The sequence below is a fragment of the Pseudomonas sp. FA117 genome, from assembly GCF_057370475.1.
Genome location: NZ_CM170675.1, coordinates 3,565,279 through 3,589,813 on the forward strand (window position 1 = coordinate 3,565,279; position 24,535 = coordinate 3,589,813).

Annotated in this window: 22 protein-coding genes and 2 pseudogenes; 17 read left to right on the plus strand and 7 right to left on the minus strand. The window is 64.7% G+C overall.

Annotation, left to right across the window (positions count from 1 at the left end; all coding sequences use genetic code 11):
- The first annotated feature begins 105 nt into the window (after positions 1-105).
- From AC1TXO_RS16450 to AC1TXO_RS16460, 3 genes are all read left to right on the plus strand, one after another.
- Positions 106-1,725 carry an NADP-dependent glyceraldehyde-3-phosphate dehydrogenase gene (locus AC1TXO_RS16450; protein WP_486402737.1) on the plus strand — a complete coding sequence of 540 codons (1,620 nt, stop codon included), beginning with the start codon at positions 106-108 and terminating at the stop codon, positions 1,723-1,725.
- Between the two features lie 103 nt (positions 1,726-1,828).
- On the plus strand, positions 1,829-2,296 hold the full coding sequence (locus tag AC1TXO_RS16455) for a VOC family protein (protein ID WP_486402738.1): 468 nt from the start codon (positions 1,829-1,831) through the stop codon (positions 2,294-2,296).
- A 91-nt stretch (positions 2,297-2,387) separates the two neighbouring features.
- Positions 2,388-3,575 (plus strand): hypothetical protein, encoded by a 1,188-nt coding sequence (locus AC1TXO_RS16460; protein WP_486402739.1) that lies wholly within the window; start codon positions 2,388-2,390, stop codon positions 3,573-3,575.
- Positions 3,576-4,366: 791 nt separating this feature from the next.
- Here AC1TXO_RS16460 and ilvA read toward each other — a convergent pair.
- Positions 4,367-5,929, minus strand: coding sequence for a threonine ammonia-lyase, biosynthetic (gene ilvA, locus AC1TXO_RS16465; protein ID WP_486402740.1), 1,563 nt, complete (start codon positions 5,927-5,929; stop codon positions 4,367-4,369).
- 198 nt (positions 5,930-6,127) lie between these two features.
- On the minus strand, positions 6,128-6,562 hold the full coding sequence (locus AC1TXO_RS16470) for a PACE efflux transporter (protein WP_486402741.1): 435 nt from the start codon (positions 6,560-6,562) through the stop codon (positions 6,128-6,130).
- 149 nt (positions 6,563-6,711) lie between these two features.
- Between AC1TXO_RS16470 and AC1TXO_RS16475 the strand changes: the two genes are divergently transcribed.
- Positions 6,712-7,902: an MFS transporter gene (locus AC1TXO_RS16475; RefSeq protein WP_486402742.1), complete on the plus strand. Its 1,191-nt coding sequence runs from the start codon at positions 6,712-6,714 to the stop codon at positions 7,900-7,902.
- Here AC1TXO_RS16475 and AC1TXO_RS16480 read toward each other — a convergent pair.
- Together AC1TXO_RS16480 and AC1TXO_RS16485 are read right to left on the minus strand one after the other, a co-directional pair.
- The gene (locus AC1TXO_RS16480; RefSeq protein WP_486402743.1) at positions 7,852-8,907 is read right to left on the minus strand and encodes an alpha/beta hydrolase family protein; all 1,056 of its coding nucleotides are present in this window, start codon (positions 8,905-8,907) and stop codon (positions 7,852-7,854) included. The genes AC1TXO_RS16475 and AC1TXO_RS16480 overlap by 51 nt on opposite strands.
- Positions 8,908-9,037: 130 nt before the next feature.
- Positions 9,038-9,649 carry an FMN-dependent NADH-azoreductase gene (locus tag AC1TXO_RS16485; RefSeq protein ID WP_486402744.1) on the minus strand — a complete coding sequence of 204 codons (612 nt, stop codon included), beginning with the start codon at positions 9,647-9,649 and terminating at the stop codon, positions 9,038-9,040.
- Between the two features lie 133 nt (positions 9,650-9,782).
- Between AC1TXO_RS16485 and AC1TXO_RS16490 the strand changes: the two genes are divergently transcribed.
- Together AC1TXO_RS16490 and AC1TXO_RS16495 are read left to right on the plus strand one after the other, a co-directional pair.
- Positions 9,783-10,685, plus strand: coding sequence for a LysR substrate-binding domain-containing protein (locus AC1TXO_RS16490; RefSeq protein WP_486402745.1), 903 nt, complete (start codon positions 9,783-9,785; stop codon positions 10,683-10,685).
- Positions 10,678-11,040 (plus strand): MmcQ/YjbR family DNA-binding protein, encoded by a 363-nt coding sequence (locus AC1TXO_RS16495; RefSeq protein WP_486402746.1) that lies wholly within the window; start codon positions 10,678-10,680, stop codon positions 11,038-11,040. The genes AC1TXO_RS16490 and AC1TXO_RS16495 overlap by 8 nt, the downstream gene beginning before the upstream one ends.
- Positions 11,041-11,058: 18 nt before the next feature.
- Here the strand turns inward: AC1TXO_RS16495 and AC1TXO_RS16500 are convergent, their stop codons facing one another.
- Complete coding sequence (locus AC1TXO_RS16500) at positions 11,059-11,493, minus strand: DUF1294 domain-containing protein (protein ID WP_486402747.1); 435 nt, start codon at positions 11,491-11,493, stop codon at positions 11,059-11,061.
- Positions 11,493-12,323, minus strand: coding sequence for an undecaprenyl-diphosphate phosphatase (locus AC1TXO_RS16505; RefSeq protein WP_486402748.1), 831 nt, complete (start codon positions 12,321-12,323; stop codon positions 11,493-11,495). The genes AC1TXO_RS16500 and AC1TXO_RS16505 overlap by 1 nt, the downstream gene beginning before the upstream one ends.
- Positions 12,324-12,719: 396 nt before the next feature.
- Between AC1TXO_RS16505 and AC1TXO_RS16510 the strand changes: the two are divergent.
- The 10 genes and pseudogenes from AC1TXO_RS16510 to AC1TXO_RS16555 form a co-directional block, all read left to right on the plus strand.
- A pseudogene (locus tag AC1TXO_RS16510) lies at positions 12,720-13,343 on the plus strand (cache domain-containing protein); the annotation flags it as partial.
- A gap of 345 nt (positions 13,344-13,688) precedes the next feature.
- Positions 13,689-14,264: pseudogene (locus AC1TXO_RS16515) on the plus strand (methyl-accepting chemotaxis protein); the annotation flags it as partial.
- Positions 14,265-14,359: 95 nt separating this feature from the next.
- Entirely contained in the window at positions 14,360-14,926 is a 567-nt protein-coding gene (pnuC, locus tag AC1TXO_RS16520; RefSeq protein ID WP_486402749.1) for a nicotinamide riboside transporter PnuC, read from the plus strand.
- A complete protein-coding gene (locus tag AC1TXO_RS16525) occupies positions 14,923-15,444 on the plus strand; it encodes an AAA family ATPase (RefSeq protein ID WP_486402750.1) in 522 nt (173 codons plus the stop codon). The genes pnuC and AC1TXO_RS16525 overlap by 4 nt, the downstream gene beginning before the upstream one ends.
- Before the next feature lie 303 nt (positions 15,445-15,747).
- Positions 15,748-16,200 carry a hypothetical protein gene (locus AC1TXO_RS16530; protein ID WP_486402751.1) on the plus strand — a complete coding sequence of 151 codons (453 nt, stop codon included), beginning with the start codon at positions 15,748-15,750 and terminating at the stop codon, positions 16,198-16,200.
- Between the two features lie 2 nt (positions 16,201-16,202).
- Positions 16,203-16,784, plus strand: a complete 582-nt coding sequence (locus AC1TXO_RS16535) for an adhesin (protein WP_486402752.1) — start codon at positions 16,203-16,205, stop codon at positions 16,782-16,784.
- Positions 16,785-16,835: 51 nt separating this feature from the next.
- Positions 16,836-17,801, plus strand: a complete 966-nt coding sequence (locus AC1TXO_RS16540) for a heme utilization protein (RefSeq protein ID WP_486402753.1) — start codon at positions 16,836-16,838, stop codon at positions 17,799-17,801.
- Between the two features lie 60 nt (positions 17,802-17,861).
- Positions 17,862-18,542: a C39 family peptidase gene (locus AC1TXO_RS16545; RefSeq protein ID WP_486402754.1), complete on the plus strand. Its 681-nt coding sequence runs from the start codon at positions 17,862-17,864 to the stop codon at positions 18,540-18,542.
- Between the two features lie 35 nt (positions 18,543-18,577).
- The gene (locus tag AC1TXO_RS16550) at positions 18,578-19,324 is read left to right on the plus strand and encodes a hypothetical protein (protein WP_486402755.1); all 747 of its coding nucleotides are present in this window, start codon (positions 18,578-18,580) and stop codon (positions 19,322-19,324) included.
- Between the two features lie 46 nt (positions 19,325-19,370).
- Positions 19,371-20,657 carry a hypothetical protein gene (locus AC1TXO_RS16555; RefSeq protein ID WP_486402756.1) on the plus strand — a complete coding sequence of 429 codons (1,287 nt, stop codon included), beginning with the start codon at positions 19,371-19,373 and terminating at the stop codon, positions 20,655-20,657.
- A gap of 28 nt (positions 20,658-20,685) precedes the next feature.
- On the opposite strand, the gene AC1TXO_RS16560 is transcribed toward AC1TXO_RS16555, so the two are convergent.
- Positions 20,686-22,482 carry a glycoside hydrolase family 15 protein gene (locus AC1TXO_RS16560; RefSeq protein WP_486402757.1) on the minus strand — a complete coding sequence of 599 codons (1,797 nt, stop codon included), beginning with the start codon at positions 22,480-22,482 and terminating at the stop codon, positions 20,686-20,688.
- A gap of 163 nt (positions 22,483-22,645) precedes the next feature.
- On the opposite strand from AC1TXO_RS16560, the gene AC1TXO_RS16565 reads away from it, so the two are divergent.
- Positions 22,646-24,475 (plus strand): SLC13 family permease, encoded by a 1,830-nt coding sequence (locus AC1TXO_RS16565; protein ID WP_486402758.1) that lies wholly within the window; start codon positions 22,646-22,648, stop codon positions 24,473-24,475.
- Positions 24,476-24,535 lie beyond the last annotated feature (60 nt).

Consider the following 24,535-nt stretch of genomic DNA (forward strand, 5'->3'; position numbering starts at 1 on the left):
GATGGACGAAATGAGCGACTGGGCCAGACTGGAATATTTCCGGCAGCAGGTGCATGCTCGGCTGAAGCGTTTCACCTGATCAGCAAAAAGTGAGGTGCAGTACCCATGGACCGTCTGCTCGATTCGCTGTTTCCCGCCCCAGAGGACATTCCCCAGGCCTGGCGCCTCGGCGAGCCGCTGGAACAACGCGACTACCTGGTGGGCGGCGAGCTCCGGCACTGGGACGGGCCGCTGGCCACTGTGCGCAGCCCGGTGTGGTTGAAAGAGGGTGGCGAGGAGCGCCAGGTCATTCTCGGCAGCGCCCCCCTGCTCGATGCCGACACTGCCCTCACCGCCCTCGATGCCGCGGTGCAAGCCTACGACAAGGGCCGCGGCGTGTGGCCGAACATGCGCGTGGCCGAACGTATCCAGCATGTCGAAGCCTTCCTGGCGCGCATGCGCGAGCAGCGCACGGCGGTGGTCAAGCTGCTGATGTGGGAAATCGGCAAGAACCTCAAGGACTCGGAAAAGGAGTTCGACCGCACCTGTGACTACATCGTCGACACCATCAACGCCCTCAAGGACCTGGACCGCCGCTCCAGCCGCTTCGAGCTGGAACAGGGCACCCTCGGCCAGATCCGCCGCGCACCGCTGGGCGTGGCGCTGTGCATGGGCCCGTACAACTATCCGCTCAACGAGACCTTCACCACCCTGATTCCGGCGCTGATCATGGGCAACACGGTGGTGTTCAAGCCGGCCAAGTTCGGCGTGCTGCTGATCCGTCCACTGCTCGAAGCCTTCCGCGACAGCTTCCCTGCCGGGGTGATCAACGTCATCTATGGCCGCGGGCGCGAGACGGTGAGTGCGCTGATGGCCAGCGGCAAGGTCGATGTGTTCGCCTTCATCGGCACGCACAAGGCCGCCAGCGACCTGAAGAAACTCCATCCACGCCCTCACCGCCTGCGCGCGGCACTGGGCCTGGATGCCAAGAATCCCGGCATCGTCCTGCCCGAGGTAGACCTGGACAACGCCGTGGACGAAGCCCTGACCGGCGCCTTGTCGTTCAACGGCCAGCGCTGCACGGCGCTGAAGATCCTGTTTGTGCACGAAAATGTGGTCGAGCCCTTCCTCGAAAAATTCCAGCGCAAGCTTGCTGCGCTCAAGCCTGGCATGCCCTGGGAGCCCGGCGTTGCACTGACGCCCCTGCCTGAGCCGGGCAAGGTCGATTACCTCGACGGCCTGGTCGCCGACGCCCTGGAACACGGCGCGAAAGTCATCAACCCGGACGGCGGCCAGAGCCGCGGGTCGTTCTTCTACCCGGCCCTTCTCTACCCGGTGGCGCCATCGATGCGTGTCTATCACGAGGAGCAGTTCGGCCCGCTGGTGCCGGTGGTGCCCTATCGCGACCTGCAGACGGTGATCGACTATGTCCTCGACTCCGACTACGGCCAGCAACTGAGCCTGTTCGGCAACGACCCGCAGACCGTCGGTGCGCTGGTCGACACCTTCGCCAACCAGGTCGGGCGCATCAACCTCAACGCCCAGTGCCAGCGTGGCCCGGACACCTATCCGTTCAACGGACGCAAGAACAGCGCCGAAGGGACCTTGTCGGTGCATGACGCGCTGCGGGTATTCTCGATCCGTACCCTGGTTGCCACCAGGTTCCAGGAGGCCAACAAGACGCTGATCAGCGAGATCATCCGTAATCGCCAGTCCAGCTTCCTGACCACCGACTACATCTTCTAGCCGGCTGCCTGCTAATCGAAAAATGGCATTTGCGCATTCGTCGAAACTGTATAAATATACAGCTTCGACGAGTGAACTCCACCTTGCATGGGAGGTACCTGCAATGCCAGCCAAACCTATCCCCGAAGGTCAGCACAGCATCACGCCCTACCTGGGCATCAGGGATGCTGCCGCGGCCATTGCCTTCTACAAGAAAGCCTTCGGCGCCGTCGAGATGTTCCGCCTCGATGGCCCGGACGGTCGCGTCGGCCACGCCGAGCTGAAGATCGGTGACTCTTCGCTGATGCTGGCCGATCCCTGCGACATGGAAGGTGGCCTCACCGCCAGCCAGTCGCTGTCAGGCGCAGCCATCGGCCTGCACCTGTATGTCGAGGACTGTGACACCGTCTATGCCCAGGCCGTTGCTGCCGGCGCCATCGCGCTGCGCGAGGTGCAGGACCAGTTCTACGGCGACCGCAGCGGCACCCTGAAAGACCCGTTCGGCAACCTCTGGTTCGTGTCCACCCACAAGGAAGACCTGAGCCCCGAGGAAATCCGCAACCGCGCCGCCAAGCTGTTTGGCGGAAACTGAGCAAGCAACTGGCCGCAGGCCGCAAGCTTCGAGTTGAAAGCACCGCGGCTTTGCTTGAAGCTTGAGGCTTGTAGCTTGGAGCTGCTGTCGAATGCGAATCATCGAAAAGAGCGGCGCGCAGGTGCGCACCCTCACCCCTGCCGAAGAAGAACTGCTGGTCGGTTTTGCCAGCGCCACGCTGGCCGGCCCGCGCCTGCTGCAGGCCAACCAGTGGCTGATGAAGGTGCGCAGCGCCAACCAGTGGCTGGCCTGCGACTGCCGCAAGGATGCGCTGCCGGTGCTCAATGTCAGCCTCAACGGCAACACCGGCACGCTGTTCCTGCGCAACAACCCCGATACACCCGAGCATGCTCCCGGTTGCCCTTTCACCAAGGATGAGCGTGAAACGCTCGAGCGCAGCGAAGAGGTGCAGCCTCCTGCCGCCTGGCTGGCGCCAGACACGCCCTTGCGCCTGCTGGGCGATTTTCGCCAAGGCAACGAGCCCTCCGGCGCAGCCGCTGATGGTAGCGAGCGCCGGGAACAGCAGCGCCTGTTGTCGTTGCTGCTGACCTGGATCGAAGCCAGCGGCCTGAACGTCTATGCCACGCACCTGAAAAAGGACCTGACCGCCCAGTTCGCCGAGCTGCGCAGCGTCGCCGCGCGCTATCCGCTGCTGGAGCGGGTGCCGGCGAGCAATTACCTGGAAACGCGCCTGGACATGAAGCACATGATGATGCTCAAGTCGCGCCTGCGTGAGTCCACCGTATTCGGCAGCCACCGCCGTCACGGCCTGCTGCTGGACTGTGTCGAGCAGATCAAGGGCCGCAAGCTGTTCAACGCCCGCAGCGAAGACGGTTTCGACTTCCAGGGCCATCACCTGCTCTGGGGCGGCAGCAAGACCGGCGGTCCGCTGCTGGCCCTGGCGCTGTACTCGCCCACCACTGCAGGCAGCCACTACTACGAGTTGATCCATGTCGCCAGCGTACCGGTGCTGTCGCGCGTGCACCTGTTCCCGGTGTACCGCGACGAAGAGCGCGAGCCGTTGAAAGCGCTGGTCTCGTTGATCGACTGGATGGCGGGCAAAGGCGTGAAAGTGCTGATGCGCAGGCCCGTGATCGGTGGCCAGGTGATGGATGAGCTGGTGCTGACTTCGGATCAGGATCGGGTCTTGTCGGTGTCGCTGTTGGAGAGGCCTCTGGGGCCGGAGCCTGACACGGAGAACTTCAAGCGCTTTGCGGATTTCAAGAGCTTGGAGACCTTTCGCAAGTATGTGGCGGGGTTCTTCATGCGGGAGCGTTAATTGCAGCTTTTGTTCTTCTCTTGCTTTTGCTTTTGCTTTTGATCTTGATCTTGCTTCTAAGCGCGCGATAGCTCAGGCGCCACAAATCGCGACCTCAGGAGGCCGAGCGTAGGCGTCTGGAGGGCCAGGCGCGTCAGCGCCCTTCGGCGTCAGCCGAAGTCGCCAAGCGAAGTGTTTGCGCAGCAAACCGTAGCGGCGATGGGCCCGTAAGACGCCGGAGCGAGGGGACCCCGAAGCGCAGCGTAGGGGCCGTATGTGGGAGCCAGCCTTTTTTGGTTACTTTTTGGGGCGTTTGCCAAAAAGTGACTCGCTGTAAAAGCGAAAAGGTGATTGAGCATCACCCTGGCAAACGGATATTCACTCCATTCATGCAGCCATGCACCTAGCCTCAAAGCAGTTAAAAAAGCGCGATGATGCGAAAATCGTGTGTATATCCGTTTGCCAGTGTGATGCTCAATCACCTTTTCGCTTTTACAGCGAGTCACTTTGCTCGCGGGCAAAGTAACCAAAACCGCCTCGCTCCCACATACGGCCCTCCGCTTCGCTCCGGGTCCCCTCGCGCCGGCGCCTTCCGGGCCCATCGCCGCTACGGTTTGCTGCGCAAACACTTCGCCTGGCGACTTCGGCTGACGCCGAAGGGCGCTACGCGCCTGGCCCTACAGGCACCTCTGCTCGGCCTCCTGAGGTCGCACCTTGTGGTGTCTGCACGATCGCGCGCTTAGAAGCCAAAGCAAAAGCAAAAAGCAAAAAGCAAAAAGCAAAAACACTGACTTGAAAATACTGGCCGCCCTTCACCCAAGAAACAATTGATAAGCCGGGTTATCCGTCTCATCCCAGTACCGATACCCCATGGACGCCAACGCCTCGGGCATGACTGACTGTTCGTCGACCGGCACCTCCAGCGCCGCAAACACCCGCGCCTCGGCAGCACCATGGTTACGGTAATGGAACAGGCTGATGTTCCAGTTCTGCCCCAACCGCTCCAGAAACCCCAGCAACGCCCCCGGACGCTCGGGGAATTCGAACCTCAGCACTCGCTCATTCGCCCCCGGCGCCGCATGCCCCCCAACGGTGTGGCGCACATGCAGCTTGGCCAGTTCGTTGTCGGTCAGGTCGAGCACCTCGTAACCCTGCACACGCAGGCTCTCCAGCAGACGCTCACGCGGATCGTGCTGCGGATGGGTCTGCACGCCGACGAACAGCCGGGCCTCCTTGCCAGGGTGATAGCGGTAGTTGAACTCGGTCACCTGACGCTTGCCCAGGGCCTGGCAGAAGGCACGGAAGCTGCCCGGCCGCTCCGGAATGGTCACTGCGATCACCGCCTCGCGCTGCTCACCCAGCTCGGCACGTTCGGCCACATGGCGCAGGCGGTCGAAATTGATGTTGGCACCGGAGTCAACCGCCACCAGGGTCTGCCCATGAACGCCGTCACGCGCCACGTACTTCTTGATCCCGGCCACGGCCAGCGCACCGGAAGGCTCGGTGATGGAGCGGGTGTCGTCGTAGATATCCTTGATCGCCGCACACAGCTCATCGCTGCTGACGGTGATGACTTCATCGACGAAATGCCGGCACAGCTCGAAGCAGTGGGCACCGACCTGGGCCACCGCCACACCGTCGGCGAAAGTACCGACCTGCGGCAACACCACCCGCTCGCCAGCGGCAAGGGCGGCCTGCAGGCAGTTGGAGTCTTCGGGCTCGACACCGATCACCTTGACCTCCGGGCGCAGGTACTTCACGTACGCGGCGATGCCGGCGACCAGACCACCACCGCCGACCGGCACGAAGATCGCGTCCAAGGCACCCGGATGCTGACGCAGGATCTCCATGGCCACGGTGCCCTGCCCGGCGATCACATCCGGGTCGTCGAACGGAGGCACGAAGGTCGCCCCCTGGCGGTCGGCCAGTTGCAGTGCATGGGCCAGGGCATGGGGAAAGCTCTCGCCATGCAACACCACATTGCCACCGCGTGATCGCACGCCCGCGATCTTCAGCTCCGGCGTGGTGGTCGGCATGACGATGGTCGCCACCATCCCCAGGTGCGCGGCCGCCAACGCCACACCCTGGGCATGGTTGCCGGCCGATGCGGTGATCACCCCGCGCTCGCGCTGGGCCTGGGACAGGCGCGACAGCCGGGTGTAGGCGCCGCGGATCTTGAACGAGAAGGTCGGCTGCAGGTCTTCGCGCTTGAGCAGCACCTGGTTGCCGAGGCTGGCCGACAGCGCTGGCGCCACCTGCAACGGGGTTTCGATGGCCAGGTCGTACACTGGCGCGGCAAGAATGCGTCGTACCTGCTCCGACAGCAATTGCTGGGGCGTGACGAGGGTGCGGGGGCTGACGCTCAGGTTACTCATCGATGACTCCTGGGGTGGTTTGCAGATGCCCAGGAGTCGAGAAGAAAAAACCCGCCTCAAGGGCGGGTTTCGGTGCCAGTGCGCGCTAGCCCGCCAATCCGATAATGGCGGTAATAATAATCAGGCCGAAGCTGCGCACAGGCTGGGAGGTATTCATGGTGTAGGAAGTTATCCCGCTCACCGGCAGGAAGTCAACACTCAGCAACGGGCTTCCTGCTGTGCCGACAGCGGCACGTCGAAGACCTTGTCGAAGCCCCACTGGAACACAAAGGCGTAGACGAAGAAGAACACGAACAGCGCCAGGTTGGTCAGCAGCGCGCTCCACAGGCTGATATCCAGCCAGAACGCCACCAGCGGCAGCAGAATCAGCACCAGCCCGCCCTCGAAGCCCAGCGCGTGCAGCAAGCGTCGCAGCCAGGTGCGCGAGCGTTGCGCCTGGCGCGCCTCCCAGCGCTCGAAGGCCCAGTTGTAGCCCATGTTCCAGCTCATGGCGATGCCCGACATCAGCACCGAGAGAATCGTCGAATGGGCCATGCCGGCATCGAACATCAACGACAGCGCAGGCGCAACGCACGCCACGGCGATGACTTCATAGAGAATGGCCTGGACGATCTTGCGGGCCTTGCCTTGCATGGAGCACTCCTAGGATAGACGGAACCAGACGGTACGCCGGTTCAGGGAAGGGTTCAAGCACAGCGCCGGCGTGAAAAGATCGTTAGCCTGCTTTCTTTTGTGCCCCGGGCCAGCCATGATTAGCGCACCGCCCTCCCGCGAACCCAGCCATGACCGCCGCTGCCCCGACACCCGCCAGTTCCACCGCCCTGACCCTGCAAATCCTGTCGATCGTGTTCTACACCTTCGTCGCTTTCCTGTGCATCGGCCTGCCGATCGCGGTGCTGCCCGGCCACGTCCACGATCAGTTGGGCATGGGCGCAGTGATGGCAGGCCTGACCATTGGCGTGCAGTACCTGGCCACCCTGCTCAGCCGCCCCTTCGCCGGTCGCGTGGCCGACAGCCTGGGTGGCAAGCAGGCGATCCGCTATGGGTTGTATGGCATCGCCGGTTGCGGCGTGCTGACCCTGCTCTCGGCCTGGAGCCTGGCCTTGCCCTGGCTGAGCCTCGCGCTGCTGCTGGCCGGTCGTCTGCTGCTGGGAATCGCCCAAGGCCTGATCGGGGTGGCAACGCTGAGCTGGGGCATCGGCCAGGTGGGCGCCGAGCACACCGCCCGAGTGATCTCCTGGAATGGCATCGCCTCCTATGGCGCCATCGCCATCGGCGCGCCGGCAGGTGTGGTGATGGTCGATACCCTGGGCTTTGCCGTGCTGGGGCCTACGCTGCTGGTCATGGCGCTGCTGGCGATGTGGGTACTGCGCACCCGCCCGGACGTGGTGGTGGTGCGCGGCGAGCGCCTGCCGTTCTGGTCGGCCTTCGGCCGTGTGGCGCCCTGCGGCGTGGGCCTGACCTTGGCGTCGATCGGCTACGGCACGCTGACCACGTTCGTCACCCTCTACTACCTGGAGCAGGGCTGGATCGGGGCGGCCTGGTGCCTGAGCGCCTTCGGGTTGTGCTTCATCGTCTCGCGGCTGCTGTTCGTCAATGCCGTCAACCGCTTCGGCGGCTATAACGTGGCAATCGTCTGCATGGCCACCGAAGTGCTCGGGTTGACCCTGCTGTGGCTGGCTCCCGCGCCGGGCTGGGCGCTGGTCGGCGCCGGCCTTACCGGCTTCGGCCTGTCACTGGTCTATCCGGCCCTGGGTGTGGAGGCGATCCGGCAGGTGCCCAGCGCCAGCCGCGGCGCAGGGCTGGGTGCCTACGCGGTGTTCTTCGACCTGGCATTGGGCCTGGCGGGCCCGGTGATGGGCGCCGTGGCCGTGCACCTTGGCTATGCGTCGATCTTCTGCGCGGCGGCGCTGCTGTCGCTGTCAGGGGTGGGGCTGGTCCTGCTGCTGGCCCGCCGCGCCAACGGCCGCTGAACGCTCGGCAGGCTCCGGCGCACCGAGCGCCTGGCTGAAGAAGGCCGCCGTCTCGCCCTGCAGGCTGCGGTGCACCTGACGGCGATCGACGCCATCGGCGTCCTTGCACAGCACCGCCATGCGCTGGCGCTGCTCGTCATCGCAAGGCGCCATGAACACGAAGTGCCCGGCGCCGGACAACAAGCGGTAATCCGGGGTGACCGGCAGCTTGCGCGCCAGGGCACTGGCATTGCGGTCCACGGCCAGCAACTGGTCCTGGTCGCCGCTGTAGATCAGTGCAGGGACATGGACGCCGGCCAGGGCGTGGCGCCCGAACATCAGGCTCAAGGGTGCCATCAGCATCACCGCACCGACGCGCGGATCGGCTTGCGGCGTCAGTTCGCTGCGGTCGGCGATCAGCACGCCGTGGGTCTTGCAGGCGTCGGCGTCCAGCGGACGTTCCAGGCAGTAGTTGCGCAGGCGCTCGAGGTCTGGCTGGGCGCCGGAGAGAATCAGCGCCGTTTCGCCACCGGCCGAATAGCCAATCACACCGACCTTGCCCTGGTTCAGGTAAGGGCTGATCAGTGAGTCCGCGCGTGCGGCGGTGATCGCGGCGCTGATCTGCAGCGGGCGGCCATAGAGGTTGCTGAGCTTGCCCAAGCGGCTGTGATCGCGGACGTTGTCGCCCGGATGGGTGACCGCCACCACCACGAAGCCCTGGCGGGCCAGGGAAGTCGCCAGGTCATGCAGGGCCACAGGCGTGCCGGTGTTGCCGTGGGAGACCACCAGCAGCGGGAACTGACCCATGGCGACCGGTGCTTCTTCGGCCACTCGCAGGGTGTAACCCTCGATGCGCGCCGGACGCGCTGGGCTGTTGCTGGGGTAGAACACCAGTGCCTGCATGGGCTGCGCATCCACCGGGTCCGCCAGGCTCAGGCGATGCAGCCCGGCTACCCACGGCGAGGCTTCGGCACGGGCCAGCAGGCCGCCGAGCAACAGCAGGGTCAACAGGGCACGGGTTTTCATCACGGCGGCTCTCCCCTCGAGGCGGACGAGTCTTCTAAGCATAGAAGCCAGCGCGGGTCGGCGGATGAAAAATCCATGAAAAAGCCGGCTGTCGCGCAAGGCGGCAGCCGGCTTTTCTCAGCCTCGATGATCAGGCAGCAGCGAACAGCTCGTTGGCGATCTGCGCCTGGGCAGCATCGATGGCCTTGCTGCGGTGCTCGGGGCCGTAGGCCAGGCCGTGGGCACGAACGATTTCCAGGTCGGTGATGCCGATGAAGCCGAGGAACACCTTCAGGAAGTCTTCATGGCCGACACCGCTTGGCTGCCCCTGGTGCAGGCCACCTGCGGTGGACACCAGCACGACTTTCTTGTCACCGCACAGGCCTTCGGGGCCGGCTTCGGTGTAGCGGAAGGTCTTGCCGGCCACCGCGACGCGGTCGATCCAGGCCTTGAGCTGGGTCGGTACGGTGAAGTTGTACATCGGCGCACCAATCACCACGGCATCGGCCGCAAGGAATTCGGCGAGGGTTTCGGCGCTCAGGCGCGCTTCATGGGCCAGGGCAGCGTCACGGGCTTCTTCGGCGGTACCGGCGGCAACCAGGGTCGCGGCGGAGAAGTGGCTGATGGCGTCGGCAGCCAGGTCACGGTAGATGACTTCGACGCTCGGGTCGGCGGCTTTCCAGGCATCGACCACTTCACGGCTCAGCTGGCGGGAGGCGGAATTGTCGCCCAGGATGCTCGAATCGATGTGCAACAGTTTCATGGGACTCTCCTGTGAATGAAGACCGCGGCAGTGGGCGATCACGATGGAGAGAATCCTACAGAGAAGACCAATAGCTGATTAGTCGGCAAAAATGCATTAGTTTGTTCCACTGATGGAACAGTGAGATATCCGTATGCAAGACCTCAACGACCTTTTCTACTTCGCCCGGGTGGTCGAAGCCGGTGGCTTCGCCGCTGCCGGTCGCCAGTTGGGCATTCCCAAGTCGCGCCTGTCGCGACGGATCGCAGAGCTGGAGGAACGCCTGGGCACGCGCCTGCTGCAGCGCACCACCCGGCAATTGAAGCTGACTGCCGTGGGCGAGCGCTACCTGCACCATTGCCAGGCCATGCTGCTGGAAGCCGAGATGGCCGACGAAGCGGTCGCCAGCATGACCAGCGAGCCGCGCGGTCGCCTGCGCGTGTCTTCGCCGGTGGCCCTGGCCCATGCCTTCCTGCCCGATATCATCAGCAGCTTCCTGGCCCAGTACCCGCTGGTTCAGCTGGAGATGGTGCTGCTCAACCGCCGGGTCGACCTGATCTCCGAAGGCATCGACGTCGCCCTGCGGGTGCGGGACCTGGGGGATGAAGACCCGACGTTGGCCACTCGCCGTCTGCGTCAGGCGCAGATGTACCTGGTCGCCGCCCCAGGCTTTGCCGACGGGCTCACGCACCCTTCGCAGCTTCTGGACTTGCCGGTGCTGGGCGCCGCCGATGCCGACCGCCTGGTGCGCCTGCGCCTGATCGGGCCGGGCGGCAAGGAGCAGGAGGTTGCCCTGGAGCCGCGCCTGTCCATCGACGACTTCGTCGTGCGCAAGGCCTCGGCCTGCGCAGGTCTGGGCTTCACCGCCCTGCCGAGCAACTCCTGCGAGGAAGAACTGGAACGCGGCGAACTGGTGCACCTGCTGCCGGACTGGTCGCTACCGGGAGGCTACCTGCAGGCGGTGTATCCGCATCGGCGCGGTATGCTGCCGGCGGTGCGGGTATGGATCGATCATCTGGCGGCCTCGTTCGAGGCCTGTGGAGAACGCTATGTCTGAGTCAGGCATGACCCCCGAGCAAGTGGCCGCCTTTTGCCTGGGCCTGCCGGGCGCACGGGAGGATTACAAATGGGGTGGCATCCGGGTGTTCTCGGTGGCCGGCAACAAGATGTTCGCAGTGCTGGACCTGGCCGGAGCGGGCTTGTCGTTCAAGGTCGCGGACGAGCTGTTTCTCGGCTACTGCGACCGACCCGGTGTGCGACCGGCGCCCTACCTGGCAAGGGCGCGCTGGATCAGCATGCTGGCGCCCTACCCCATGCAGCGCGAGGAACTGACCGACCTGCTGCAGCGCTCGCATCAACTGGTGGTGCGGCGCTTGCCCAAGCGGTTGCAGCCAGGCTTGTTGGCTGGGTGAGGATTGCGGGATCGTCGCTCAGCCCATCAACCCCAGCCAGCGCCCACCGAGCAGCAGGTGATCGCCCCAGTACACCTGGTGCAGCAGCACGATGCCCCAGAACACCGCCTGGTAGGAAAGCTTGCGGGTCTTGTGACGGAACAGCTGCTGCGCCAGCAGGGCGCCGGGCCAGCCACCGAGCAGCTCACAGGCATGCAGGACTTTTTCCGGCGTGCGCCAGGCCTGGGTGCGGGCCTGGCGCTTGTCATGCCAATACAGCAGCAGGCAGATCAGGCTGGCCAGCGGATACAGCGCCAGGGGCAGCCAGGTCTGGCCGCTCCAGGCCATCTGTGCCACCCCTGCGCCGGGCAGCAGGCACAAGGCAAGCAGCACCAGCAACTTCAGGCGCAGGTAGCGCACCCCTTCCACGGCCTGGCCGCTGACGCGCCGGCCGGTGCTCTGCTCGCGGCCCATCAACCGTGCGCCGTGGCCCAGTCGACCCAGCCGAACTGCCAGGTCGCCAGGATCAGCAGGCCGAAGGCAATGCGGTACCAGGCAAAGACCGCGTAGCTGTGATTGGCGATGAACTTGAGCAAGGCGCGCACGGCGATCATGGCGAAGATGAAAGACACCACGAAGCCGATGGCGAACACCGGCAGGTCCGCTGGCTGGAACAGGTCGCGGTACTTGTAGCCCGAGTACACTGCGGCACCGACCATGGTCGGCATCGCCAGGAAGAACGAGAACTCGGTCGCGGCCTTGCGTGACAGGCCGAACAGCAGGCCGCCGATGATGGTCGAGCCCGAGCGCGAGGTGCCCGGGATCATCGCCAGGCACTGCACCAGGCCGACCTTCAGGGCATGGTTCCAGCGCATGTCGTCGACATGATCGACGGCAATGCGATGATCGCGCTGTTCGGCCCAGAGCATGATGATGCCGCCCACCACCAACGCCACGGCGACAGTGATCGGGTTGAACAGGTATTCGTGGATCAGGTCGGCGAACAGCACCCCGAGCACCACTGCCGGCATGAAGGCGATCAGCAGGTTGGCGGTGAACCGCCGGGCCCTGGGCTGGCTTGGCAGGCCGACGACCACCTCGAGGATCTTGCTGCGAAACTCCCACACCACCGCCAGGATCGCACCCAGCTGGATGATGATGTTGAACGCCATCGCACGCTCGCCGCCGAAATCGATCAGGTCGGCCACGATGATCTGGTGACCGGTGCTGGAAATCGGCAGGAACTCGGTCAAGCCCTCGACGATACCCAGAATGATTGCCTGAAAGGCACTCCAAAAATCCATCAACTCCCCCGGTGGACACTGCTCCTGGCAGCATCCTAGTTTTTTTCGATTACAAGTTCGCCACACGCGCGACGCCGCTGTTTTACAGCGTCCCTTGGTCACAATGCCAGCGGAAAAGTTCGCCGCGGCTAAAGGTTTCATCTGGCGCGGCCGAAATCCTATCAGAGGGCCTGCGCAAAGACTTGCGCGGGATGCAACATGGATTGTCGCAAGCGGCACTTAGCCGTTGGTCGACTGGGTTGCAGGCATCCGGCCATGCTTGGATGTTGCCCGTATAAAAAGAACAAGACATGGAGTGATTTTTTGATGAAGACCTTGAGATCGATGTCGATCAGCCGTCGTCTGTGGCTGATCCTGCTCGTGGCCGTCGCCATGCTGTTGGTCCTGGGGCTGCTGATGCTGCGCCAGATTCAGGGTGACCTGTACCAGGCCAAGGCGCAGAAGACCCAGCACGTGGTGGAGACCGCCGTGGGCGTGCTCGCCTATTACCAGGGGCTGGAGGCCGCCGGCAGCCTCGACCGCCAGAGCGCGCAGCAGCAGGCGCTGCAGGTGGTGCGTGGCCTGCGCTACGACAAGGATGACTATTTCTGGATCAACGATCTTCAACCGAAGATGATCATGCATCCGATGAACGCCAAGCTCGATGGCCAGGACCTCTCGGCGATCCGCGATCCTGACGGCTTTGCCGTGTTCAACGAGATGGTGACCCTGGCCAAGGCCCAGGGCGCAGGGCCGGTCAACTACCGCTGGCCCAAGCCCGGCGCCAGCGAACCGGTGGCCAAGACTTCCTATATCGAACTGTTCAAGCCCTGGGGCTGGATCATCGGCTCGGGCGTCTACATCGATGACGTACAGGACGAGTTCGCCCGCCAGGTGCGCGACGCCTCGCTGGTCGGCCTGCTGATCGCCGTGGTGATGGGGCTGCTGGTGTGGCTGATCGCCCGCAGCATTGCCCAACCCCTGCGCGAAGCCGTACAGGCCATGGGCAACATCGCCAGTGGCGAAAGCGACCTGACCCGCCGCCTGGACACGCACGGGCGTGATGAAATCACCCACCTGGGCGAGTACTTCAACCGCTTCAACGGCAAGCTGCAAGGGGTGGTCGGCCAGTTGCAAGGCACTGCCCATGCCCTGGCCGAGTCTGCCGGGCACGTCGGCGACAACGCCGGCAGCGCCCAGCAGCACAGTGCCCAGCAGTCGCTGCAGATGGACCAGGTGGCCACGGCGGTCAACGAAGTGACCTATGCCGTGCAGGACGTGGCGAAGAACGCCGAGCAGGCCGCGGTGGAAATGCGCGCGGCGCAACAGCAGGTGGGCCAGGGCCAGCAGGCGATCCATGGCAGCCTGCAGCAGATCGACCGGTTGTCCGCAACCATCGACCAGGCGCAGGGTGTGATCCGCGACCTGGCCGGGCACAGCACCCGGATCGGTGGCGTACTTGAAGTGATCCGCTCGATCGCCGAGCAGACCAACCTGCTGGCGCTCAACGCCGCCATCGAGGCCGCGCGCGCCGGCGAACAGGGTCGAGGCTTTGCCGTGGTCGCCGACGAAGTGCGCCTGCTGGCCCAGCGCACTGCCCAGTCGACCGCCGAGATCCAGACCATGATCGAGCACCTGCAAGGCCAGTCGGATGCCGCGGTCAAGGCCATCGATACCAGCAGCGAAGCCTCGCGCCAGACCGTCGAACAGGCCCGCGAAGCCGGCACCAGCCTTGCCGCCATCGAGCAGGCCCTGCACACCCTGGCCGCGCTCAACACCTCGATCGCCAGCGCCACGCTGCAGCAGTCCCATGTGGTCGAGGAGATCAACCGCAACGTACTCGACACCGCCGGGCTGTCCCAGCAGACCGCCGAGGCGGCGCGCCAGTCCAGCGATGCCGGGACGGCGCTGGCGCGCTTGAGCGAGGAACTCGAGCAGTTGCTGCGCCAGTTCAGGGTCTGACCAGCAGGGGGCGCCACGGCGCCCCCTGCTGCAAAGATTCACCTTCCCCGGCCCTCAAGCTACAATCGCGCCCTTTCCCTCCCGAAGGAGCGCCGATGTCCGGCCTCGAACTCTTCGCCGCCGCGCTCGGCGTCATCGCTGTCTGGCTCACGGTCAGGCAGAACACCTGGTGCTGGCCGATCGGCCTGGTGATGGTGGTGCTCTACAGCTGGATCTTCTACGAGGTCAAGTTGTACTCGGACATGCTCCTGCAACTGGTCTACGCCGTGCTCAACCTCTACGGCTGGTGGCAGTGGACGCGTCCCGACCGTATCGAGGACGCACGCCAGGTCTCACGCCTGGACACCCCGACGCTGCTGCGCGGCCTTGCCGTGGGCTTGCTGGCCAGCGTCGCCTTGGGCGCCGCCATGGCGCACTGGACCGACGCGGCCCAGCCCTGGCTGGACGCCGCACTGACCGGTTTCAGCCTGGTGGCGCAGGTGTGGATGGCGCAGAAGCGCCTGCAGTGCTGGGCGCTGTGGTTCGTGGTGGATGTGATCTTCGTCGGCCTGTTCCTGTACAAGGGCCTGTACCTGACCGCCGCGCTCTACGCCCTGTTCACCCTGATCGCCGTGCGCGGCTGGCTGGAGTGGCGACGTGATCCGGCGCTGGCCGGGGCATGAAGGTCGTGGTGCTGTGCGGCCCGGAGTCCAGTGGCAAGAGCTGGCTCAGCGGCGAGATCCGGGCGCGTTTCGGCGGAGTCACCGTCGGTGAGTACGTACGCCATTTCATCGACAGCGAGCAGCGCGACACCTGCTATGCCGATATCCCGACCATCGCCCGCGGGCAGTTGGCCTGGGAGGACCAGGCGCGGGACGCAGCGCCCCGGTTGCTGATCCTCGACACTCACCTGCTGAGCAACATGCTGTGGAGTCGCGCGCTGTTCGGCGATTGTCCGGCGTGGCTCGAGCAGGCGCTGCTGGCACGCCATTACGACCTGCACCTGCTGCTCAGCCCCAAAGGGGTTGAATGGGTCGGTGACGGCCAGCGTTGCCAACCGCGCATCGAGGAGCGCCAGGCCTTCTTCGACGCCAGCCTGCATTGGCTGCAGGAGCATCGGCAAGTGCTGCGCGTCATCGAGGGTGATTGGCAGCAGCGGCGCGAGGAAGCGCTGGCGGCGGTGGCCGCGCTGTTGGGGTGAGGCTGTTACAGGCCTGATACACCCCCATGCCCGCAAATCCTGATGGCTCAGGCCTCGCCGCCATTGTGCGGGCAACTGTCACAGCCCTGATACACCCCTCCTCCTGCCCGCGAATAGCCCGGGCTTCGGCCCTCGCCCGGCGATAACCCGGCAGCTTGTCTCAGCGCTGATACAACAGAAAACCGCCACCACCACCCTGTTCGGGCAAGTTCTTGATAAATCGGTAAAAACCAAAACCGGCACGGCTTTCGCTCTCTGTTCTGGCAACGCTCAAGGGCCAGCGCACAGAAAAGGGAGACCGCCGTGGCGAACAAGCACAACACACTGCCTGCACTGCTCGTTCTGGGTTGCCTTGCCGCCACTTCCTTCACGGTTCCGGCTTTCGCCGGGGGCAACGGGGTCATCGTTCTCAACCGCGATGTCCAGCCCCGTCAGGCGGATCGCCGCACCGGCACCCCCGACCCGTACCCGACCACCGCCAACACCAACGAGTCGGCGCGCATCCAGGCCCAGACCAACAACGAGCTGAGCGATGGCGACTTCGCCAGCGTCGCCAGCGGCGCCACCGTCAACCGCATCTTCCAGCCCGACAACTCCGGCAACCTGCGCGGCATGGGCACTGCCCAATCGCAACTGCCTGGCATGGCCGGGGGATCCAGTGCCGGTGCATCCGGGGCAAACAGCATCTCCAATACGGTCAACCAGAACGTCCAGCGCGGCATGGCGCCGCTGCAGATCCTGACCCGGGGCCAATGAACATGCGTACCTTCACTCTCTCGCTGATGTTCCTGGCCCTGGGCTGCAGCGCCAGCAGCTTCGCCGCCTCGCCCGTGGTCGACAATGCCACCCTCGAGGCCAGCGGCCGCGCCTACCAGGGCAACCTCAACATCAACCAGGCGGCAGGCGATGCAGTGCAGCAGGCCAACGTCAAAGCCATCGCCATCGGCACCGAAGGCCAGGCCAGCACGCAAATCCGCCAACGCAGTGATTTTCGCGCCGACAGTGCGCGCGATGCCCAGGCCAGCATCACTGGCAACGCCTTCAGCAATGGCAACGGCATGCTCGGCATAAACCAGTCGGCCGGCGCCGCGACGCAGCAGGCCAACGCAGTACGCATCAGCATCAGCGCAATTCCCCAGAACATCGACGACAGCATTCTCAGCCAGCAGAACGTCTCGCTGGCCAACAGCTCCGAGGCAACGGATCACACACCCGGCAGTCGCCAGGTCACCACGAGTGACCAGGCCTTCACCGGCAGCCGTGGCGTGATCCAGTTGAATCAGAGCGCCGGGGTGGGCAACCGAATGGCCAACACCCTGAGCGTCCGGGTCGCGGATTGACCCGATCAGCAACACAACACTTAACAACGAAAATATAAGCGGAGAAACACCATGAAACCGAAAATGGCACTCAAGCCTCTGGTATTCGCCCTCGCTGCGGTCATGGCAGTTGCTGCACAAGCCGGCGGCCGTGGAAACGACAACCACGGCGGCCACAACAATGGCCATAACAACAACGAAAGCCTGCTGCTGTCCCTGCTGGTGAACGCCGGTTCTGCCGCCACCGTTCTGGATACCCAGAGCAACTCCGGCAACCGAGTGCTGAACCAGGGTACCCGCAACGATGCCCGCATGGACAACTCGGCCAACGGCTCCCAAGGCAACCTGGGTGCCAACGTTGCCGCAGGCAGCGGCAACCAGCAGGACAACGTTGCTGCAATCGCCACCGCCGATGAGAACTTCATCTTCGGCAGCGCCGTGGCCATGGCCCAGGCCACCCAGACCAACGCTGGCAACAACGTCAAGAACTACTCCACCTCCAACAACGCCAACCTCACCGGTTCGGCCAACGGCAGCTCCGGCAACATCGGCATCAACGTGACCGCCGGGGACTTCAACCAACAGAAAAACAACATGGCCATCGCCGTGTCGGGTGGCCGCGTCGCTGCCGCCACCGGTGCCGCCAACCAGAACGTCGGCGGCCTGAACGTCACCAACAAGGCCGACCGTACCTACAGCAAGGAAACCCTCACCTCGACCTTCGCCGCGGTGGGTCACTACCAAGGCAATGGCTACGGCTATGTCGAAGACGAAAGCAGCCGCGATCGCCATGGCAACACCCATGTCGACAAGGACCCGCTGAAGTTCCACGAAGAAGGCACCTTCGGCCTGGCCGGCGTCGCCTCCTATCAGGTCCTGACCCCCACCGGCTGGCGCAACCCTGTGACCAACAACGCCAACCTGAGCAACTCGCTCAATGGCGTGTCGGGCAACGTCGGCGCCAACGTCTCGGCCGGCAGCGGCAACCAGCAGACCAACTCGCTGTCCATCGCCGCAGGTTGCAAAGCCTGCATGTAACAGCAGTCGATCGGGGCCCTTCGGGGCCCCTTTCCCTGTGTCTGCCCGGTGGAGAAGGTCATGCGCATTGTCCTGCTTGCCACACTCATGTTTCTCGCCGGCCTCGCCGAGGCGGCGCAGATGCCGATTGCCGCCTTGCCAGGCGGTACCTTGGTCTACAAGCCGGTACAGAGCCTGCGTGAGCGGCGCTTCGCCGACCTGGTGCAACAGAAGACCGATTTCAGTTGCGGCGCCGCCGCCCTGGCCACCGTTCTCAAGCAGGCCTACTGGCTGGATGTGGACGAACACCAGGTCATCGAAGGCATGCTCGCCCATTCCGACCAGGACACCGTCAAGGTGCAGGGCTTTTCCATGCTCGACATGAAGCGCTACGTCGAAAGCATCGGCATGCGCGCCCGCGGCTATCGGGTCGAAGCCGACACCCTGGAAAAAGTGAGCATTCCGGTGATCGTGCTGATGGACATCCGTGGCTACAAGCACTTCGTGGTGCTGCAGCGCATCGACCGGGGCTGGGTGTATATCGGTGACCCGGTGCTGGGCCACAAACGCTACAAGTTCGACGATTTCCTCAAAGGCTGGAACGGCATCATCTTCGCCGTCATCGGCCCCGGCTACGACAAGGCCAACGCCCTGCTCGACCCGCCGGCACCTCTGACCGCAAAGAACCGCGTCAACGGTTTCTACCCGGTAGAAGACGCGCAGTTGATGGAGTTCGGGTTCATCCAGAGCGATTTCTTCTGACGATTACAAGGGGCACGAAGTCCCGGGGAGCAGCGATGAAGACTACCAACTGGCTGGTCGCGGCATGCCTGGCGGCCAGCCTTCCCGCCCACGCGCAGGTGTTCAAGCCCATCGAGGTCAAGGACCAGGAGCTTGCCCAGTTGCGTGGCAAATACGTGATGCCGGGGCGGATCATCAGCTTCGGCGTCGTCATGAGCAGCACCTGGCAGAACGCCGCCGGTGACCGCATCGGCGCCACGACGACCCTGCAGGTGCAGCAGAACGTGATCAAGCCGCAGTTCTACGTGTCGATGACCGGCGAGAACGGTTCCGGTGACGCGCCGGGGCGTGGCAATGGCCTGGTCAACGGCGGTGCCGGGCTGGTCAACACCACCCAGGGCGTGACCCAGTCGGTGCGCGCTGCAGGCGACCACAACAGCGCCTACAACGATGTCGCCATCAATGTCCGCGAAGCCAGCCAGGTCGGCGATGCCGGTGTTCCGCAAGGCCAGGTCCTGGCCGCCGGCACTACCCTGAGCAGCAGCAACAACGCCGGTACGCTCAGCGTTTCCAACAGTGGCAACGGCATCCAGATGGCCATCCAGGCCAACAACAACCAAGGGCAAAGCATGCAGCGCCTGGCCAATGGTGGGCTGCTCCAGGCCACCACCCTGCTGGGCGGCAGCAACGCGGTCAGCAACCTGACACAGCTCAATGTGGTCCTGCGCGACAACCTGCCTTCGGCCGGTGCGCTGAACTGCAATCTTGATCAACTCAAGGGCCTTCGTGTTTCAGGATATTGATCTACGCTTCGTCTCAATCATCGTAGTTGGAAGGGACGGCTAACTTATGCATCGATCGTTGTCATTGGGGGCAGTCGTCTGCCTGGGAACCCTGGTTCCGTCGTCACTGCTCTATGCAGCCAGTGACCCCCAGGTGGACGCGCTGAAAGCCGAACTGGCGGCGCTCAAGCAGCGCTATGAAGCGCAGCAGCAGGCACTGATGGTGCTGGAGCAGCGCGTGCGCCAGGTCGAAGAGCAGCCCGCCGCCCCACCACCGAAGCGCCTGACCCGTTCGCCGGCCTCCGAGCCGCGCAACAACCAAGCGATCGCCGCTTCCGGCGGCAGCGGCAGCGGTTCCTCCTACGGCCAGTCGCTCAAGGACGATTCGGAACCGGCGCAGAGCGTGTCCAACCTCTACGATGAGGCCAGCGGGTTCTTCGGTGGCGGCAAGTTCAGCGTCGAGACCGGCATCACCTATGCCCGCTACGACACCCGCCAGCTGATCCTCAACGGCTTCCTGGCGCTGGACTCGATCTTCCTGGGCAACATCAACCTGGACCGGATCAAGGCCGACAACTGGACGCTGGACCTCACCGCCCGCTACAACCTCGACAACCGCTGGCAGTTCGACGTCAACGTGCCGATCGTCTACCGCGAGTCGACCTACCAGTCAGGCGGTGTCGGCGGCAACGCCCAAGGTATTTCCGAACGCACCATCACCCGCGACCCCACGCTTGGCGACGTCAACTTCGGCGTGGCCTACAAGTTCCTCGACGAGTCTGAGAACACTCCGGATGCAGTGTTCAGCGTGCGGGTCAAGGCACCGACCGGCAAGGATCCGTTCGGCATCAAGCTGCTGCGCGACACCGAGAACGACAGCCTCAGCTACCCCGAGGACCTGCCGACCGGCAACGGGGTCTGGTCGATCACCCCGGGCATCTCGCTGGTCAAGACCTTCGACCCGGCCGTGCTGTTCGGCAGCCTGTCGTACACCCACACCTTCGAGGAGTCGTTCAGCGACGTCAGCTCGACGATCAACCAGAAGGTGCCGGGCAAGGTGAAGATCGGCGACAGCTTCCAGATCGGCGCAGGCGTGGCCTTTGCCCTCAACGAGAAGATGTCGATGTCGTTCTCGGTCTCGGACCTGATCGCCCGGCGCTCGCGGATCAAGTCCGCGGAAACCGGCGACGCCTGGGCCGACGTCAAGAGCAGCGATGCCAACGCCGCCTACTTCAACGTCGGCATGACCCTGGCCGCCACCGACAACCTGACCATCGTGCCGAACCTGTCGATCGGCCTCACGGACGACGCTCCGGACTTCACCTTCAGCCTGAAATTCCCGTACTACTTCTGACCCACCCGCCGAGGGGCCTGCGCGCCCCTCAGCCGCACTGCGCCCGGTCCCGTGCCGGGCACTGTGCGCGGTGCAGGTTCAGCGCCGTGTTGATGATGCCGATATGGCTGAACGCCTGGGGGAAGTTGCCCAGCATTCGCTGCCCGCGCGGATCGTACTGCTCGGCCAGCAGGCCCAGGTCGTTGCACAGCCCGGTCAGGCGCTCGTACAAGGCTTGCGCCTGTTCCTGGCGCCCCAGCAGCACATAGACGTCGGCCAACCAGAACGAACAGACCAGGAAAGTGCCCTCCCCGGGCGTCAGGCCATCGCTGCAGCTGTCGCTGTCGTAGCGCAGCAGCAGGCCGTTCTTGAGCAGGCGCTGCTCGATCTGCTCGAGGGTGCGCAGAAAGCGCGGGTCGTCGGCCGGAAGAAAACCCGTCAGGGCGATGTGTAGCAGGCTGGCATCGAGCTCCTGCGAGCCGTAGGCCTGGACGAAATACTGCCCGCTCCCATCCAGCCCCTGCTCGCACACCTGGCGATGGATCTGTTCGGCCACCTTGCGGTAATGCTGCCCGCGCTCACGATCCTCCTCGGTGGTTTCGGCCAGGCTCGCCGCCCGGTCGAATGCCACCCAGGCCATGACCTTCGAATGCACGAAGTGCTGGCGGCCACCACGCACCTCCCAGATCCCTTCGTCTGGCTCGCGCCAGATGCTTTCGACGTAGGGCATGATCAGCCGGGCGATGGCAGCGCTGCGCGGATGCCTGGGCAATCCGCCCTTGATCGCCTGGCTCATGGCATCGGCGACCTCGCCATAGATGTCCAGTTGACGCTGTCCGGAGGCGGCGTTGCCGACGCGCACCGGCGCGGAGCATTCGTAGCCGGCCAGCCAAGGCAAGGTGAACTCGGCCAGGTCGCGCTCGCCGGCAAGGCCATACATGATCTGCATCTGCTCCGGGTTGCCGGCGACCGAACGCAGCAGCCACTCGCGCCAGGCCTGGGCTTCGTCGAAATAGCCCAGGTTCATGAATGCCAGCAGGGTCATGGTGGCGTCGCGCAGCCAGCAGAAGCGATAGTCCCAGTTGCGCTCGCCGCCAATGCGCTCGGGCAGCGAAGTGGTGGCTGCAGCGACGATCCCGCCGGTGGGCGCATAGGTCAGGGCCTTGAGCGTAAGCAGGGAACGGCGCACCAGCGCGCTGTTGGGGCCGATGTCCGGGCAGCGCGCAGCGAAGTCCTGCCACTGGTCGATGGTCTGCGCCAGCGCCTGGTCGGCATCGAAGCCGGGCTCGTCGGGCAGGTGCGATGCCTGGTGACTGAGGGCGAACACCTGACGCTCACCGGCGGCGACGCGAAAGCGGCAGACGCTGTGGTGGTCCATGGCATGCAGCCCCACCGTGCTGCGCAGCAGCAGGCGATCGGGGCCGGCGACAGCGCTGAGGGTCAAGGGATCGAGCCGCTCCACCCAGGGTACGCTGCGGCCGTAGTCGAAGCGCAGCACCAGGTCGAGTTCGAAATGGGTCTCGCCCGACAGCCCTTCGACGATGCGCAGCACCGCATTGCGTTCGCCCAGCGGCATGCAGTCGAGCACCCGGGCGCGGCCGCTGGCAGTGGTCCAGATGGTTTCCAGGACCAGGGTGTCCTGCAGGTACTGGCGGCTGCAGTGCTCCACCGGATCGCAGGGGGCCAGGCGCCAGCGGCCGTTCTCCTCGTTGCCGAGCAAGGCGGCAAACACTGCCGGGGCGTCGAAACGGGGCAGGCACAGCCAGTCGATCGAGCCGTCGCGGCTGACCAGGGCGGCACTACGGCAGTTGCCGAGCAGGGCGTAGTCTTCGATGTGCGCAGGCATTGGGACTCCTGGAAAGGCGGCTGGGGATCGCCACGTTTGCTTGTGACCACGACGAAACGGCTTTTGCGCCCGTCGTCGAAACCCTTGCAACACATCAACGACGCCAGCGCCCCAGGCTGCTACTGTTCGGTCCTGCCTCCACCGTGAAGGATCACCCTGCCCCATGTCTTCCGACCTGCTCCTGGTCCTCGGCCTGCTGGCCGTCGTCGTCACCCTGTTCATCATCAACCGCCCGCGCATGGATGTGGTGGCGCTGCTGGTGATCCTGTTCCTGCCGCTGTCCGGCATCCTCACCGTCGAACAGGCACTGGCTGGGTTCAGCGACCCCAACGTGGTGCTGATCGCTGCGCTGTTCGTGATCGGCGAGGGGCTGGTACGCACCGGGATCGCCTACCGTATCGGCGAATGGATGAGCGAACGTGCCGGCAACAGCGAGGCGCGCCTGCTGGTGCTGCTGATGGTCGCGGTGGCCGGGCTGGGCTCGGTGATGAGCTCGACAGGTGTGGTGGCGATCTTCATCCCGGTGGTGCTGAGCATTGCCGCGCGCCTGAAGCTGTCACCCAGCCGGCTGATGATGCCGCTGAGTTTCGCCGGCCTGATCAGCGGCATGCTCAGCCTGGTGGCGACACCGCCCAACGTGGTGGTGCACAGCGAGCTGGTGCGCCATGGCCTGGCCGGGTTCAGCTTCTTCAGCTTCACCCCTTTCGGCCTGGTGGTGCTGGTGCTGGGCATCGGCTACATGCTGTTGACCCGCCACTGGCTCAACGGCGAGGTGCGCAAGGACGGGCGCACCGAGAGTCGTCGCACCCTGCTCGACCTGGTGCTGGACTACAAGCTCAGTGGTCGCGAACGGCGCCTGCGCATCCGCCCGCACTCGCCCCTGGTCGGCCATACGTTGGGCGAACTGGAACTGCGCACCCGCCACGGCGCCAACGTGGTCGGCATCGAGCGCCAGCACAAGTTCACCACCCGGGTGATCGCCGCCGACTCCGGCACCGTGCTGCACCAGGGCGACGTGCTGCTGCTGGACCTGTTCGCCAATCGCGACGACCTGCGCAACCTGTGCCAGAGCATGCAACTCGAACCCCTGCACTTCAAGGCAGCCTATTTCATCGACCAGTCGCAGGAGATCGGCATGGCGGAAATCTCGCTGCCGCCGGGTTCGCAGCTGATCGGCAAGAGCATCCTGGAGCTGACCTTTCGCAGCCGCTACGGCCTCAATGTGGTCGGCCTGCGTCGTGAACAGGCCGCCGTCGAGGAACAACTGGTGGAGGAGAAACTGCGCCTGGGCGACACCCTGCTGGTGATCGGGCCATGGAAGGCGGTGCGCCAGTTGCAGGGCCAGCCGCGCGACTTCCTCGTGCTCAGCCTGCCGGCGGAGGTCGATCAGGTCGCCCCGGCACGCGCCCGCGCACCCCATGCCCTGCTGAGCCTGGCAGTGATGGTCGGGCTGATGGTCAGCGGCCTGGTGCCCAATGTCATGGCTGCGCTGATCGGCTGCCTGCTGATGGGTGCCGGTCGCTGCATCGACATGAACAGCGCCTACCGCGCCATCCACTGGCAAAGCCTGGTACTGATCGTCGGCATGCTGCCCTTCGCCCTCGCCCTGCAGAAAACCGGCGGTATCGACCTGGCCGTCACCGGCCTGGTCGATCTGCTCGGCGGTGCCGGCCCGCTGGCCATCCTCGCCTGTCTGTTTGCGCTCACGGCAGTGATCGGCCTGTTCATCTCCAACACCGCCACCGCCGTGCTCATGGCGCCAGTGGCGATCAGCACGGCGCAACAACTGGGCATGTCGCCCTACCCCTTCGCCATGACCGTGGCCCTGGCGGCCTCGGCGGCGTTCATGACACCGGTGTCTTCACCGGTCAACACCCTGGTGCTCGGCCCTGGTCAGTACCGCTTCGCCGACTTCGTCAAGGTCGGAGTACCGTTCACGTTACTGGTGATGGCGGTGACCGTGGTGATGGTGCCGTGGTTCTACGGGCTTTAGTCCTGGCAGATTGGAGAGGATCGGCGCAAGTTAATATCCAATTGACATCAAATGAATCCC

What these genes read in the sequence shown, in the direction of transcription:
- AC1TXO_RS16450 (WP_486402737.1), top strand. Translation starts at nt 106, where the DNA reads ATGGACCGTCTGCTCGATTCGCTGTTTCCCGCCCCAGAGGACATTCCC.
- AC1TXO_RS16455 (WP_486402738.1), top strand. Translation starts at nt 1,829, where the DNA reads ATGCCAGCCAAACCTATCCCCGAAGGTCAGCACAGCATCACGCCCTAC.
- AC1TXO_RS16460 (WP_486402739.1), top strand. Translation starts at nt 2,388, where the DNA reads ATGCGAATCATCGAAAAGAGCGGCGCGCAGGTGCGCACCCTCACCCCT.
- ilvA (WP_486402740.1), bottom strand. Translation starts at nt 5,929, where the DNA reads ATGAGTAACCTGAGCGTCAGCCCCCGCACCCTCGTCACGCCCCAGCAA.
- AC1TXO_RS16470 (WP_486402741.1), bottom strand. Translation starts at nt 6,562, where the DNA reads ATGCAAGGCAAGGCCCGCAAGATCGTCCAGGCCATTCTCTATGAAGTC.
- AC1TXO_RS16475 (WP_486402742.1), top strand. Translation starts at nt 6,712, where the DNA reads ATGACCGCCGCTGCCCCGACACCCGCCAGTTCCACCGCCCTGACCCTG.
- AC1TXO_RS16480 (WP_486402743.1), bottom strand. Translation starts at nt 8,907, where the DNA reads ATGAAAACCCGTGCCCTGTTGACCCTGCTGTTGCTCGGCGGCCTGCTG.
- AC1TXO_RS16485 (WP_486402744.1), bottom strand. Translation starts at nt 9,649, where the DNA reads ATGAAACTGTTGCACATCGATTCGAGCATCCTGGGCGACAATTCCGCC.
- AC1TXO_RS16490 (WP_486402745.1), top strand. Translation starts at nt 9,783, where the DNA reads ATGCAAGACCTCAACGACCTTTTCTACTTCGCCCGGGTGGTCGAAGCC.
- AC1TXO_RS16495 (WP_486402746.1), top strand. Translation starts at nt 10,678, where the DNA reads ATGTCTGAGTCAGGCATGACCCCCGAGCAAGTGGCCGCCTTTTGCCTG.
- AC1TXO_RS16500 (WP_486402747.1), bottom strand. Translation starts at nt 11,493, where the DNA reads ATGGGCCGCGAGCAGAGCACCGGCCGGCGCGTCAGCGGCCAGGCCGTG.
- AC1TXO_RS16505 (WP_486402748.1), bottom strand. Translation starts at nt 12,323, where the DNA reads ATGGATTTTTGGAGTGCCTTTCAGGCAATCATTCTGGGTATCGTCGAG.
- pnuC (WP_486402749.1), top strand. Translation starts at nt 14,360, where the DNA reads ATGTCCGGCCTCGAACTCTTCGCCGCCGCGCTCGGCGTCATCGCTGTC.
- AC1TXO_RS16525 (WP_486402750.1), top strand. Translation starts at nt 14,923, where the DNA reads ATGAAGGTCGTGGTGCTGTGCGGCCCGGAGTCCAGTGGCAAGAGCTGG.
- AC1TXO_RS16535 (WP_486402752.1), top strand. Translation starts at nt 16,203, where the DNA reads ATGCGTACCTTCACTCTCTCGCTGATGTTCCTGGCCCTGGGCTGCAGC.
- AC1TXO_RS16540 (WP_486402753.1), top strand. Translation starts at nt 16,836, where the DNA reads ATGAAACCGAAAATGGCACTCAAGCCTCTGGTATTCGCCCTCGCTGCG.
- AC1TXO_RS16545 (WP_486402754.1), top strand. Translation starts at nt 17,862, where the DNA reads ATGCGCATTGTCCTGCTTGCCACACTCATGTTTCTCGCCGGCCTCGCC.
- AC1TXO_RS16550 (WP_486402755.1), top strand. Translation starts at nt 18,578, where the DNA reads ATGAAGACTACCAACTGGCTGGTCGCGGCATGCCTGGCGGCCAGCCTT.
- AC1TXO_RS16555 (WP_486402756.1), top strand. Translation starts at nt 19,371, where the DNA reads ATGCATCGATCGTTGTCATTGGGGGCAGTCGTCTGCCTGGGAACCCTG.
- AC1TXO_RS16560 (WP_486402757.1), bottom strand. Translation starts at nt 22,482, where the DNA reads ATGCCTGCGCACATCGAAGACTACGCCCTGCTCGGCAACTGCCGTAGT.
- AC1TXO_RS16565 (WP_486402758.1), top strand. Translation starts at nt 22,646, where the DNA reads ATGTCTTCCGACCTGCTCCTGGTCCTCGGCCTGCTGGCCGTCGTCGTC.